We start from the raw sequence: 12,104 nt of genomic DNA, 5'->3' as shown, positions 1-12,104 counted from the left end.
AGGAGAGCGTTGTGGTTGCGTGGTGGGGGTCGATTCCGGGGGGGGGGAGAGGGACGGTGCAGGGGGGGTGGCGCAAACCTACCACAAAAACACCCCCCCCCGCCGCCCGGTCCCGAGGGACCGTCAGACGCGCTGCCACAGTGCCGGCGTGGCGGCCGGCGTCCAGGCGCCCTGCGCCTGGTGGGCCTGCAGGCACTGGTAGCGGACGCCGTTGATGGTCACCGTGGCGCCGGCGTGGTAGATGCGCCCGGCCGCCCATGCGTCGGCCTGGCCGCCTTCCTGCTGTCCGGGTGCGGCACCCGTGGAGGCCGTCTTCAGCGTGAGCCCGAAGTCACCGAGGACCGGGTTGATCGGCTGGTAGAACGTCGTGCCACCGCGCGTGCAGTCACCCGTGCCGCCCGACGTGAGCCCCTGCGCCTGGGCGCCGGAGACGTACGGGCCGCCGGAGTCGCCCGGCTCGGCGCACACCGTGGTGCGGGTGAGGCCGTCGACGACGCCCTCGGCGTAGCTGACGCTGGTGCCGTGCTGCTGGATCGTTCCGCAGTGCCAGCCCGTGGTGGAACCGGAACGGCACACCGACGCTCCGACCAGCGCCTCGACCGAGCCGCCGATCTGCACGTTCTCGCCCTCCTCGCCCTTGACGCCGGCGGTGGCGGTCCAGTCGTCGTTGACCGCGACCCACGCCATGTCCTCGCCGGGGAAGGTGGAGGCCTGGAAGGTGCCCTGCTCGCTCTGGTCGTAGCCGGTGGTCCGGGCGCCCGGGTCGCCGCAGTGACCGGCGCTGGCGAAGCCCTGCTGGTCGCCCTTGGTGACCGAGAAGCCGACCGAGCAGCGTGCCGCGCCGTTGATGTAGTAGGCGTCGCCACCGGTGATGTCCGCCATCAGGTGCGGCCGCTTCGAGGAGATCTTGACGTCGACCTGCCCGGTGTCGAGGCCCGCGGCCCTCGCGAAGGCGGTCGCCGCCGCCCTCGTCGTGGCCTCGACCACGACCTTGTTCCGCGGCACGTCGACGAACCACTGCGGTGCGTTGCGCGTGCTGACCTGCGAGGCGGCCTTGTCCAGCTTGCCCTTGACCGCGGTGAGGTCGGCCAGGGACGCGTCCACGACGGCGGCCTTCGCACCCTGCCCCTGGATGGTGGTCACGTCCGCGTCGCTGGTCGTGGCGACGGTGAGCGTGCCCGAGGTGGCCCCGCTCAGCCAGGCGCCGGCGAACCGCTCGCCCAGTGCCAGGCGGAGGCGGCCCGCACGGGTGCCCGCCTCCGCCTCGTTCACCAGCCGCGTCGCCGCCTGCTGCCCGGTCAGACCGAGGTCGCGCTCCAGCGCGTGCAGCACCTCCGCCGACGGCCGGTCGGCCCCGAGCGTCTGCGTCGCCGAGGGCAGCGGGCCCGCCAGCGGCGGCGGCTCGGCCCCGGTCGCGGCGGTCGAACAGATCCCGCCCAGCATCAACGTGCCGACCGCGACCAGAGCCGTACGGCGCCCGGCCACGGCATGTCTGTGCACCATGCGAAAGGTCTCCTTCCAGTCAGGTACGGGGAAAAACCGTCCCGAAGCCCTAGGGCTTGCCTGGAAGGGACCGCGGGATGTCCATCCCGCGGGTGTTTCGCGCTTTGGTGACGCGAAGGGGCGCCAAGTGCAGTACGCAGCACGCGCGCGGCGACGCTACGGCGGGTCCTCGGCCGTGCCCGCCCGCCGTTACGGCAGTCGCGCGCCCACCGGCACGTGGTAGACGTGGAACGCCCGGCCGATCACGGGCTGCGCCACGTTGCGCACGCGAACGCCCCCGCTCGTCATGCCGTGCTCGGTTCCGGCGTGCGCGTGCCCGTGCACCGCGAGGTCCGCGCCCGCGGTGTCGATCGCCTCGGCCAGCAGATAGCTGCCGAGGAAGGGATAGATCTCCAGCGGCTCTCCGGCCAGCGTCTCCGGCACGGGGGAGAAGTGCGTCAGCGCGACCCGCACGTCGCAGTCCTCGTCGGCCAGCCGCTCCAGCGCCGTGCGCAGCCCGTCGGCGCACCGGCGCGAGTAGCGCACGAACTCCTTCATCAGCGGCTCGCCGAACTCACCGGCGCTACGCCCGACGAAGCCGCCCCCGAACCCCTTGGTCCCGGCCACCCCGATGCGGTTCCCGCCGGCGGTCACGACCGTCGAACGCCCCTCCAGCACATGGGCGCCGGCGTCCTCCAGGATGGCCGTGACCTCCTGCGGACGGTCGTCGTGGTGGTCGTGGTTGCCCAGCACCGCGACGACGGGCACGCCGAGACCGGTGATCTCCCGGGCCACCACCCGGGCCTCCTCCGGGGTGCCGTGCCGGGTGAGGTCCCCGGCCAGCAGCAGTACGTCGGCACGGTCCGGCAGCGTGTCGAACGCCGGGCGCAGCACGCCCTGGCTGTCGGGACCCATGTGGATGTCCCCGACGGCGGCGATCCGGATCATGTGAGGTCCTCCGCGTGATCGGGTGTGGAGGAGTCGGTGACGACGAGGTCGTAGTGCACCGGCAGCCCGGCCAGGTGCTCCTGGGCGAGACGGCGTATGTCGTCGCGGCAGCGGGCGGAGGGCACGGTGCCGCTGAGCAGGACGGCCTCGCCGCGCACCTCGATCCGCACCCCCAGCTCGCCGAGGTCCCCGGCCGCGAGGCGGTCACGGAGGTGGGCGACGCGGTACTCCAGGTGCTCGGGGGCCGCAGCGCCGGGCGCGTCCGGTGTGTCGGGGCCGGTCATGGCCGCTCCTCCCGTCCCGTGATGACGTTCAGACGTTCGAGCAGGAACAGGAAGGCGTCCGCCATCGGCTCGTCCCCGATGTCCTCGCGGATCCGTTGCCACTCGACCTTCTCGCGCAGGGCGCGGGCGATCGGCAGGACGGCGCCGAAGTCGCAGTGGTGCTCCGAGAAGGCGGCGAGCAGGCTGGCGAGCAGGTCCGTCGGCGCCAGTACGGGCATCCGCACGGAGTCCACGGGGATCTCGCGCGCCCGGTCCAGCATGCCCGTCGACACGGGGCGGTGCGCCAGCTCGAAGATGATGTCGATGTCCTGTCCGAAACAGGTCGACTTCAGCAGCCAGTCCTCGGGCGGGGTGATCACCGGCAGCCCGGCGCCGCGCAGCGTCGCCGCGACGGCCTCCGAGTCCTCGGGCCGGATGCAGAAGTCGGCGTCGTGCTGGAGGTTCTCGCTGGCCCCGTGGGCGTACGCGGCGACACTGCCCGCCAGGGCGAAGTCGTGCCCGCCGCGCTTGAGCAGGGTGCCGACCTGTTTGGCGGCTTCGAGGATCGCCTGGTTGCGGTCCCGGGGCAGGTCGCCGGCCCTTTCGTCCGGCCCCGACCGCTCCGGGGGCGGCTGCGCCGCCAGCCGCAGGCCGCTGCCCTCGGCACGTGGGGCGAGCGTCGCGTCGTCGCCGTCCTGCACCATCCAGATCACTCCCTCCGCGCTACGCCTGGGTACCCGCCCTGCACGTTTCGACACTGCCCGTACCGGCGTGTGCACTCCTGCGCTCCGGCCATGGACACAGCAGTGGCGTGCCGCGCGGCGCCCGCGGGCGACGGCGTACGAGCTGTTCCTGGGGCATCAGGGTCCGTTCCGGGTGCGGGCGGGATCCCTACCGCGGATTCGTCACGAGTTGGATGAGGTTGCCGCAGGTGTCGTCGAGGACGGCGGTGGTGACGGGGCCCATCTCCAGGGGCTCCTGGAGGAACCGGACGCCGAGGCCGCGCAGGCGTTCGTACTCCGCGTGCACGTCCTCGACGGCGAACTGGGCGAGCGGGATGCCGTCCTTGACGAGCGTGTCGCGGTAGGTCCTGGCGGCCGGGTGTCCGAGGGGCTCCAGGAGGAGTTCGGTGCCCTCGCGCTCCTCGGGCGAGACCACGGTCAGCCAGCGGTCCGTCTCCCCGACCGGGACGTCGTGCTTCTTCTCGAAGCCGAGGATCTCGGTGTAGAAGCGCAGGGCCTCGGCCTGGTCGTCGACGAAGACGCTCGTCAGGTGGATCTTCATGGGGTGCTCTCCGGTCCGGGGGTGTCGGCCACGAGCCAGCGCCGGGCGATCTGCCGCAGCGGGGCCGTGTCGAGGTCGTGGAACTTGTAGCGGCCTTCCCGTCTGGTCTCGACGAGCCCGGCGGCCTCCAGCACGGCGAGGTGCTGGGAGACCCCCTGACGGGAGATGCGCAGCTGATGCTTCATGCTCAGCCGCGAGCAGATCTCGAACAGCGTCTGTCCGGACTTCTCCGTGAGTTCGTCGAGGATCGTGCGACGGGTCGGGTCGGCCAGGGCTTTGAAGAGGTCGTCGGCCACGGCCACACCATAGGCAAGTCCACGCTTACCTATCAAGTCGGGGGCGGCACCCGACGGGATGCGGGACGCCCGCGGCGCGCGCAGCGTGGAAAGGGGACGACGCGAACGCACGCGAGCGAAGGAGTGCCCGATGGCGAAGGACAGGAAGCGGGACGAGAACCTGAAGCGCGGTGACGAGGTCACCTGGAGCAGCCATGGCGGCCAGGCGGAGGGGAAGGTCGAGAAGAAGATCACCGGACGGACCGAGGCCGCCGGCCGGACCGTGGACGCCTCGTCGGAGGAGCCCCAGTACGAGGTGCGCAGCGACAAGTCCGGAAGGACGGCGGTGCACAAGCCGTCGGCCCTGCGGAAGAAGAAGTGAGCCGGCGTGCGGGCCGACGAGAGACGTGAGACGTGGGAGGCGTTCGACGAGCTGGTCAACATGACGCCGTCCGCGCTCGGCGACTGGCTCGACACGGACGCCTCCCGTGCGGCGGGGCAGTCGGGGAACGGCGGTGAGTCCGTCGGGCACGCGTCCGGGCGCCGCATCCTCGCCATCCGGCGCAGCAAGAAGGGCGACCTGTCGGACGACGACTACCAGCACATGCGCAAGGTCGTCGGATACATCCGCCGTCATCTCGCCCAGCGCCCCTCGGGAGACGTACGGGACTCCCGCTGGCGCCACTCGCTCATGAACTGGGGCCACGACCCACTCGCCTGACGAGACGCCACCTCGACGGACGCCGAGGACCGGACCTCGCGTACGGTCAGGACCGGCCGCGGCAGGGAGGGACCGCCGCCGCCCTGTCGCAGGCCACCGCGAGGTCGGCGGCCACCTGCTGTGCCAGCGCCTCGGTCTGCTCGTTGGTGTACATGTGCGGGCCGCGGAACATCCGGGGCTCGGCCGGTTCGGTGAACAGGCTGTTCCAGGTGCTGAGCTGCTCCGCGTCGGTGGTCGGGTCCTGCGTGCCGCCGTACAGGCCGAGCGGCACGTCGAGCGGCGGTTCCGGACGGTGGCGGTGGTGCAACAGCAGCAGGCAGTCGGCGAGCAGCGGCGTGCCCAGCGCGGCCATCAGGGTCGCGTCGCCGAGCACCCACCGAGCCGGACCGTCGATCAACGACGCCAGCCCCTCCGTGCCGTTGGTCAGCAACGGCAGCAGGCCCTTGGCGTAGGCGCGGTCCTGCGGTCCGGGCAGCGCCGACAGCCCCGCCCAGACCGGCAGGCGTCCACCGTCCCGCCGGAGCCGGCGCATCGTCTCGAACGCCATCAGCGCGCCCACGCTGTGGCCGAACACGGCGAACGGCCGGGTGTCGTCGGGGTCGTCGACGACCCCCGCCAGGCGCGCGGCGAGATCGAAGGGGTCGGTCAGTGACGGCTGGTCGGCCCGGGGGCCCCGCCCGGGCAGGCGCACCGAGCACAACTCCACCCACCCCGGCAGGTACGCGAGCCATCGGTGGTAGAAGTCGGCCCCCGCGCCGGCCGGTGGCAGCCCGTACAGCCGCACCGCCGCCTCCGGGCGCTCGCCCAGGACGATCCGTTCAGGTCCGTCCGGTTCCTGGCTCCGCACCCTGCACACTCCCAGCTCGGTTCGGCACCCGACACGGCCCTCGGCCGAGGAACACCGTGCCGGGCACGGCCGAGCGCAGGGAACGAGCAGCGCCGACAGACCCGCGCCATTCACCGGAACGCCGCACCGGCGGCGTCTGTCGGCCGGTGCGACGCGACCGTCACCCCATGCTCCGGGAGCCGTCCAGCGACTCCCGGATGATGTCGGCGTGACCCGCGTGCTGGGCCGTCTCGCCGACGATGTGCAGCAGGACCCGGCGGACGGACCACCGGGTGCCGGGCTCGTGCCAGGGAGCCGGCGGCAGTTCCTGGGACAGGTCCAGGTCGGGCACAGAGCCGACCAGTTCGTCGGTGCGGCGGGCCACCTCGGCGTACGCCTCCAGCACCCCGGCAAGCGTCTCGCCGGGCAGCATCCGGAACTCGTCGGCCCGCCGGGCCCAGTCGTCCTCGGTCATCTCGTTCCAATTGCCCAGCGCCTCGGGCCCGCGCTCGATGAAGTCGCCCCAGGAGCGTTCGACCGAGGTGACGTGCTTGATGAGGCCGCCCAGGCACAGCTCGCTGTCGGTGGTCCGCAGCCCGACCTGCTCGTCGGTCAGGTCACGGGTGGTCAGGCGCAGGAACCGGCGATGGTGGCCCAGGGCCTCCAGCAGGTCGGCGCGCTCGCCGCCGGGGCGGGGCGCGTGAGCGGTCGGGGCGGTGGCGTCGTGCGTCGCTGTGGTCATCGTCTCCGGCTTCCGTCGGTGGTGTTCCGTGGACGAGCGCCACGTTAGGAGCCCTCTAGGACAGTTGCTGTCCTAAACGGCCGGGTTCCGGGCCCGATCCGTGACCGTCGCCGTCGAGGCGCCCCACGCGTCCGCGCACAACGCCCGTTCGACCACGCCGGTGTAGACGGAGGCGGCGAGCCAGGCGCGGGCGAAGCGTTCCGTGTCGGCCGGAAGCAGCCTGCCGAAGGCGTCACGGGAGCGGTCGGCGGCCGCCGCCTGGAGGGCGTCGAGGAGATCGGCCGCCGTGGCGAGACCCGCGCGGCGCAGCCGAGTGCTGTCACCCTGTCCGCTCCGGGAAAGGGACAGCACGGCCCGGCCCCCGGTCACCGCCTGGTGCAGACGACGGCGCAGCAGGTGCAGCGGGGCCTCGTCCCCGGTGGCGACGTCCGCACCGGCCCGCGCGGGCGTACCGGGGGGCAGGTCCGCGTGCTGGAGGCGGTCCAGTCCGAGGTCCACCCGGGCGGTGGGGTCGGTGGGATGCTCGCTGGCGAGCAGCTGGGCGCGGGGGAGCGGTCCCGGGACCAGCCGTGCGACGATCCGCAGCCGGCTGCGCCGGGCGACGGCGAGCAGGCGGAGGTTGTCGCGGCAGGGGAGCGACGGGGAGTCGTGGGCCGTCTCCAGTCGCACGGGGACACCGCCGCAGTCCGCCAGCAGACGGTCACCCGAGGTCTCCCGGACGGTACCCATGAGGGTCACTTCCAGGAACAGCAGGTCCTGTCCGCCGTCGAGCGCCCGGCCCACCTGCTCGGCGACGGGCAGGGCCCACAGCCGGTCCAGCGGCTCGTCACGCCACGCGGCCCCCGACGCGCGGACCGCCCGCACCCCCGCCCCCGCTCCCAGACGCCCCGTCGGGGAGACGGTGGCCCCGGACACCGCGAGGCCGGCGCGCGACAGTTCACGGTGTGTCAGGGAGGTGTCGCCGATCCGCACGGCCCGGTCGGCGGCACCGGTCGCTCGGGCCGGACCGCCCGGTGCCACGTCCGACACCGTGTACAGGCGGCCGTCGGCGTCGGCCGTCCAGGTGACCGCGCCGGCGTAGCCGGTCGCCGTCAGCACGGGCTCCGCGAAGAGGCCGTACAGCCGCAGGGAGCCGTCCGGGCGGTACGGCTGCCGTGCCGTGCCCCGCAGAGCCGTCAGCTCAGGACCGGTCGCGTCCGGGAGGCGGTGGGCGACGCCGAGGACCTCGGCCAGCGCGGCGGCGAGGTCCCCGAGGCGGTGGCCCGCGTCGGCGGAACGGGCCGCGCGGACCGCGGTCACCACGGAGACGGCCGCGGCCGCGGCCCGTGGCAGCCCGTTCAGTCGGGCGGTGTGCGCGGCGCGCAGGAGCTCCGCCTGGAGCACCGCGCCCGCGCCGTCCGTGCCGGCGTCGAGCACGGCGGCAGCCGCCTCGAACACGGTCCGGGCGGCGGCGCGCCGGGCCTCGCCGGCGCTGTCCGGCTCCGCCTCCCCGGCGGCGCCCGTCTCCTGCCTCGTGTCCGCCTCCGGCGGCCCGTCCGCCGTCGGCGCTTGCCGTGGCTCCGACTCCTGGGAGCCGTCAGGGGTTTCGCGTGTCTGTGACTCCTCGGCCCCGTCAGGGGCTTCGGGCGGGTCCGAGGTGTGCCCGGCGACGGGCGCGGCCGAGGCCGCCGCCGCCCGGTGCAGACAGTCGGGGGCCAGCAGGCACCCGCAGCGGATCGCGTCCACGCCGGAGACCGTCCCGCCGGGCGCGTACAGCACGACGTCGGTCTCGTCGTCGACGGCGATGCGTACGGTGTCGCCGTCACGGACGGCCGGACGTGCCACGAGTTTGGCGACGCCCGCGTCCAACCGCTTGCGGAGCCTCGGCGAGAGCGCCCCGACGAGTTCGGCGGTGACGGACGGGTCGACCGGAGGCAGGTCCGGGCTCATGCGATCTTCTCCCCTACCCAGCGGGCGAGTTCGAGCGGACTGAGGGCGGCGACGGGCATGCCCGCGGAGACGAGCTGACCGGCGACTCCCGTGGCATAGCGGGGCCGGCCCGTGTCGTCGAGGCTCGCGCACCCCAGCACGTGGCAACCGGCCCCGACCAGCGCGCGGACCTCGGCGAGCAGGCCCCCGAGCGGATACCCCTCCTCGAAGTCGCTGACGACCACGACGAGGGTGCGCGAGGGCACGGTGACGAGTTCGCGGGCGTGCCGCAGGCCGGCCGCGATGTGGGTGCCGCCGCCCACGCTGACCTCCAGCAGGAGCGACAGCGGGTCCTCCACGTGCCCGGTGAGGTCGACGACCTCGGTGGAGAACGCCAGGAAGTGCGTGGAGAGCGTCGGTACCCCGGCCAGCACCGAGGCGGTCAGCGCCGCCCACACCGTCGACGCCTCCATGGACCCGGACACGTCCGTGACCAGGATCAGCCGCCAGTCGGCGGCCTTGCGCGCCCGCGTACGGAAGACCGGCCGCTCGGGGATCACCCGTACCGTGCCGTCCGGGTCGCGGCGGGCGGTCGCCAGGTTGGCCCGCAGCGTACGGGGCAGGTCCAGGCCGCCGCCGGGGCGCCTGCTGGGGCGCGGCAGGGCCGTGCCGTGCAGGGCGGGACGCAGCCGGGTGGCCAGTTCCCGGGTCAGTGCCTCGACCAGCCGCCGCACGAGCGGGCGCAGCGCGGCCAGCCGGGCCTCGGGCAGCCCGCCCGCGTGCCGCAGCACGGAGCGCAGCAGGTCCACGGAGGGCCGCACGCTGTCCGCGTCCAGCTCGGCGAGGACGTCCGAACGGCCCGACGCGGCCGCGGCGGCCAGCACTTCCTCCCGGACGCCCGGACCGAAGAGCGCCGCCAGTTCCTCGGACCACTCCCGCACCCCGGGGTAGGGCGCCTCGCGTCCGCCGCCCGTTCCGGCACCCGTCAGATCGCCCCGGCTGCCCTCACCGCGTCCGCTGCCGTACAGCTCGTCCAGCGCGGTCGCCAGCGGTCCCGCGGACCGCGGCAGTCGGTCCGTGCGACGGCCGAGGAGCAGGCGCCAGCGATCGGCGGGCGCGAGGAGGCGGGGTGCGGCCGGCCCGACGGCGGGACTCTCCTTCGCGGGGCCCGGCCCCAGCTCGGGTTCCGCCGTGCCGCCGGGCGTCTCGGCCCCGCCCTCGGAAACGGGCAGCAGCCCCAGGGACCCGAGCGCCTCACGGGCCGCGAAGTCCGCCCGGGTCCAGGCGGCGAGCGCCGCCGGATCCGTACCGTCCGTCTCGGCGACCCGCGGGGTGCCGAGGCGCTCCTCGACGGCGGCCAGGAGCCGGTCACGGGCGGCGGGGCTGAGGGTGTCGAAGCCGCCGCGCAGCGCGGGGAGCCGGTCCAGGAACTCCCGGTCCGCCAGCTCGGACACCCGGGAGAGCAACGGCTCCAGCGCGGGTGCCGCCGCCTCCAGCAGCGGACCCGCGGCGGTCAGGAGGCCGCCGAGCCGGGCGGTGAGCGCCGCGCGGGAGTCGGGGTCGGTGGCTCCGTCGACCCAGGAGGCCACGCGGTCGCCGAAGACGCGCGGGTCCTCCTGCCCGAGCAGGACACGGACCGCCCCTGCGGCACCGCGCATGAGCGGGGAGCCTTCGGCGGCCAGCCGGCCGAGGGCGTCGGCGAGCCGGATGCCGCCCAGCAGGTCGGCGCGATGGGCGAGTTCGAGCAGCGCGTGGGCGTCGGCGACGTCCTCCGCGCCGGTCAGGCCGTCCACCTGCCGTACCGCCGCGGCCGTGAGCAGTTCCGCGACGGCCGCCGCCCGGGAGTCACGGCCGGACTCCGGTGCCAGACCCGGGACGTGACCGGCGCGCAGCCGGTCCAGCAGGGCCAGACCCGCGAGGAGTTCCGGCAGCGTAGCGGCCCCCGGCAGGACGTCCGCGATGTCGTCGAGCCGTTCGCCGCAGAGCGCGGACAGGCCGCACTCCGCCGCACGTTCGAGCCCGTCGAGGGCCTGGGCGGCGGTCGGCCCGCCCTCGTCCCGCTCCCCGCGCCGCCGTTCGCGCAGTACCCCCTCGGCGGCCTGGGCGGGCGTGACCCCGCGCACGCCCGCCGCGCTCAGCATGGCCGCCGTGGCGGGGGTCCAGCGCACCTCCCACCGTGAGGTGAGGGTCTCGGCGCCCCCCGCGCCCACGACCTGCTTCACCTCGCCGTAGGGGACCCCGCAGACCGTCAGCCGGCGCAGCAGCAGTTCCCGGCGCCGGTCGAGAGCGGACCGCAGCGGATCGAGCCGCAGATCCCGTGCGGGACCGGGGCCGCCGTCCGCCGGGCCGGGCAGGCCGAGTCCCGCCACCTCGGCCTCGACCGCGGGGACGAGCCCGCTGCGCGGCGCCTGGGGGGCGGGGCGGCCCTCGCGCGTGCCGACCAGCACCCGCTCCATCGCCCTGGCGACGGCCCGCCCCCGCCCATAGGGCTCGCCCTGCGTGAGGACCGTCTGGACGGCCTCGACGAGTTCACCGCGACCGGCCGAGGGCAGGCCGCGCAGCCGCGCGAGGTCCGAGGCGATCCGGCTGATCTCGCGCGCGTCGGCGGGCCCCGACGGGTGCCCGAGGCCCCGCAGTTCGGCGCAGACGCGGACGGCCGCGCGCGTCAGCGCGTCCTGGAGCGCCGCCGGATCCCCTGCCGCCCGCAGGACCATGTCCTGCCACTCCGGGTCCCGGATGCCCGCCGGGTACCCGGACCGCTCGTCCAGAAGGGCGTAGGTGTACGGGATCAACGACGTCGTCCAGCCGGGCTGTCCTCCGTGCGCCGGGGGCACGGCCTCGGCACCCGTGCCCCCGCGAGCCGTCGCCGTTTCCGTCGACGCGTCCGCCTCGGCGTCCGTCCCCGCCTCCTGCCGTACGAGCGCGGGGGCGTGGAACGCGCCGACCACCACGGCCGCCCGCCCACCGTGCGCGGTGGCCTCGGCGAGCCGGGCCCGCATCCACCGCTCGCGCCGCAGGTCCAGCTCCGGAACGCCGCCCGCGGCGATGGCGTCCTCGCGCAGTGCCCAGCCGGTGAGCAGGGCCGCCCGGCGCAGCGCCTCGGGCGGGGAGCCCGGGGCGCTCGCCTCGACGAGCCGGTCCCACAGGTCGTCCCCGGGGCGTCCGGTCAGCCGCGTGCGCAGCGCGGCGGCGAGACCGGGGCCGCCCGCCGGCCCGTCGGCGTGGTGCCGCCCCTCGCCCCACGCGCGGTCGGCGAGCGGCAGGTCGCAGGCGACCACCGGCACGCCCCGCCGGGTGGCCCAGCGCACGGCGGCCAGTTCGGGAGAGAAGTCGGCGAACGGGTAGAACGCGGGGCCGCCCGGGCCGCCGCCGTCCCGGGGAGCGGCGGCGAGCGCGACCGGGGCCCGCGTCTCCTCGTGTCCGAGCCAGGGCAGCCACTCCTGCATCTCGGCGGGCAGTTCGACCAGCAGCACGTCGGGCTCCGCCGCGTCGAGCAGCGTGGGCACGGCCGCGGCCAAGGACGGCGCGTGGTGCCGGACGCCCACGAGACAGGGCGCGGACGGGCCGGTGAGCCCGGCGAGCGCCTCCTGTGGCGAGGTGGCGGCCCGGGCCCCCGCCGCGGCGGGGGCGGCCCTGTGGGTGCGGGACACGGCCG

The 12,104-nt window shown here is 75.0% G+C and carries 12 protein-coding genes; 2 read left to right on the top strand and 10 right to left on the bottom strand.

Annotated features, from left to right (window positions below; genetic code table 11):
* Positions 1–123: 123 nt before the first annotated feature.
* The 6 genes from ACZ7LV_RS18190 to ACZ7LV_RS18165 form a co-directional block, all read right to left on the bottom strand.
* Positions 124–1,503 (bottom strand): carbohydrate-binding protein, encoded by a 1,380-nt coding sequence (locus tag ACZ7LV_RS18190; RefSeq protein ID WP_471940405.1) that lies wholly within the window; start codon positions 1,501–1,503, stop codon positions 124–126.
* 189 nt (positions 1,504–1,692) lie between these two features.
* Entirely contained in the window at positions 1,693–2,430 is a 738-nt protein-coding gene (locus ACZ7LV_RS18185) for a metallophosphoesterase family protein (protein WP_471940404.1), read from the bottom strand.
* Complete coding sequence (locus ACZ7LV_RS18180) at positions 2,427–2,714, bottom strand: BON domain-containing protein (RefSeq protein ID WP_471940403.1); 288 nt, start codon at positions 2,712–2,714, stop codon at positions 2,427–2,429. The genes ACZ7LV_RS18185 and ACZ7LV_RS18180 overlap by 4 nt, the downstream gene beginning before the upstream one ends.
* Positions 2,711–3,397, bottom strand: coding sequence for a hypothetical protein (locus ACZ7LV_RS18175; protein ID WP_471940402.1), 687 nt, complete (start codon positions 3,395–3,397; stop codon positions 2,711–2,713). Before ACZ7LV_RS18175 ends, ACZ7LV_RS18180 begins: the two co-directional genes overlap by 4 nt.
* 187 nt (positions 3,398–3,584) lie before the next feature.
* On the bottom strand, positions 3,585–3,977 hold the full coding sequence (locus tag ACZ7LV_RS18170) for a VOC family protein (protein WP_471940400.1): 393 nt from the start codon (positions 3,975–3,977) through the stop codon (positions 3,585–3,587).
* On the bottom strand, positions 3,974–4,273 hold the full coding sequence (locus ACZ7LV_RS18165; RefSeq protein ID WP_471940399.1) for an ArsR/SmtB family transcription factor: 300 nt from the start codon (positions 4,271–4,273) through the stop codon (positions 3,974–3,976). The genes ACZ7LV_RS18170 and ACZ7LV_RS18165 overlap by 4 nt, the downstream gene beginning before the upstream one ends.
* A gap of 130 nt (positions 4,274–4,403) precedes the next feature.
* On the opposite strand from ACZ7LV_RS18165, the gene ACZ7LV_RS18160 reads away from it, so the two are divergent.
* Positions 4,404–4,634, top strand: coding sequence for a hypervirulence associated TUDOR domain-containing protein (locus ACZ7LV_RS18160; RefSeq protein WP_471940398.1), 231 nt, complete (start codon positions 4,404–4,406; stop codon positions 4,632–4,634).
* 6 nt (positions 4,635–4,640) lie between these two features.
* Positions 4,641–4,973, top strand: coding sequence for a DUF3140 domain-containing protein (locus ACZ7LV_RS18155; protein ID WP_471940397.1), 333 nt, complete (start codon positions 4,641–4,643; stop codon positions 4,971–4,973).
* A gap of 46 nt (positions 4,974–5,019) precedes the next feature.
* Here the strand turns inward: ACZ7LV_RS18155 and ACZ7LV_RS18150 are convergent, their stop codons facing one another.
* The 4 genes from ACZ7LV_RS18150 to ACZ7LV_RS18135 all read right to left on the bottom strand — a co-directional run bounded on the left by ACZ7LV_RS18150 (position 5,020) and on the right by ACZ7LV_RS18135 (position 12,099).
* Entirely contained in the window at positions 5,020–5,820 is an 801-nt protein-coding gene (locus ACZ7LV_RS18150) for a thioesterase II family protein (RefSeq protein ID WP_471940396.1), read from the bottom strand.
* Positions 5,821–5,980: 160 nt separating this feature from the next.
* Positions 5,981–6,541: a DinB family protein gene (locus ACZ7LV_RS18145; protein WP_471940395.1), complete on the bottom strand. Its 561-nt coding sequence runs from the start codon at positions 6,539–6,541 to the stop codon at positions 5,981–5,983.
* Between the two features lie 72 nt (positions 6,542–6,613).
* The gene (locus ACZ7LV_RS18140; RefSeq protein ID WP_471940394.1) at positions 6,614–8,470 is read right to left on the bottom strand and encodes a hypothetical protein; all 1,857 of its coding nucleotides are present in this window, start codon (positions 8,468–8,470) and stop codon (positions 6,614–6,616) included.
* Entirely contained in the window at positions 8,467–12,099 is a 3,633-nt protein-coding gene (locus ACZ7LV_RS18135) for a vWA domain-containing protein (RefSeq protein WP_471940393.1), read from the bottom strand. Before ACZ7LV_RS18135 ends, ACZ7LV_RS18140 begins: the two co-directional genes overlap by 4 nt.
* Between the last annotated feature and the right edge of the window lie 5 nt (positions 12,100–12,104).

Source organism: Streptomyces sp. NPDC107562, from assembly GCF_055657325.1.
Note: the sequence above shows the minus strand (reverse complement) of the source record. Positions and strands in the feature narration are given on the sequence as shown.

What these genes read in the sequence shown, in the direction of transcription:
- ACZ7LV_RS18170 (WP_471940400.1), bottom strand. Translation starts at nt 3,977, where the DNA reads ATGAAGATCCACCTGACGAGCGTCTTCGTCGACGACCAGGCCGAGGCC.
- ACZ7LV_RS18185 (WP_471940404.1), bottom strand. Translation starts at nt 2,430, where the DNA reads ATGATCCGGATCGCCGCCGTCGGGGACATCCACATGGGTCCCGACAGC.
- ACZ7LV_RS18140 (WP_471940394.1), bottom strand. Translation starts at nt 8,470, where the DNA reads ATGAGCCCGGACCTGCCTCCGGTCGACCCGTCCGTCACCGCCGAACTC.
- ACZ7LV_RS18180 (WP_471940403.1), bottom strand. Translation starts at nt 2,714, where the DNA reads ATGACCGGCCCCGACACACCGGACGCGCCCGGCGCTGCGGCCCCCGAG.
- ACZ7LV_RS18160 (WP_471940398.1), top strand. Translation starts at nt 4,404, where the DNA reads ATGGCGAAGGACAGGAAGCGGGACGAGAACCTGAAGCGCGGTGACGAG.
- ACZ7LV_RS18175 (WP_471940402.1), bottom strand. Translation starts at nt 3,397, where the DNA reads ATGGTGCAGGACGGCGACGACGCGACGCTCGCCCCACGTGCCGAGGGC.
- ACZ7LV_RS18145 (WP_471940395.1), bottom strand. Translation starts at nt 6,541, where the DNA reads ATGACCACAGCGACGCACGACGCCACCGCCCCGACCGCTCACGCGCCC.
- ACZ7LV_RS18190 (WP_471940405.1), bottom strand. Translation starts at nt 1,503, where the DNA reads ATGGTGCACAGACATGCCGTGGCCGGGCGCCGTACGGCTCTGGTCGCG.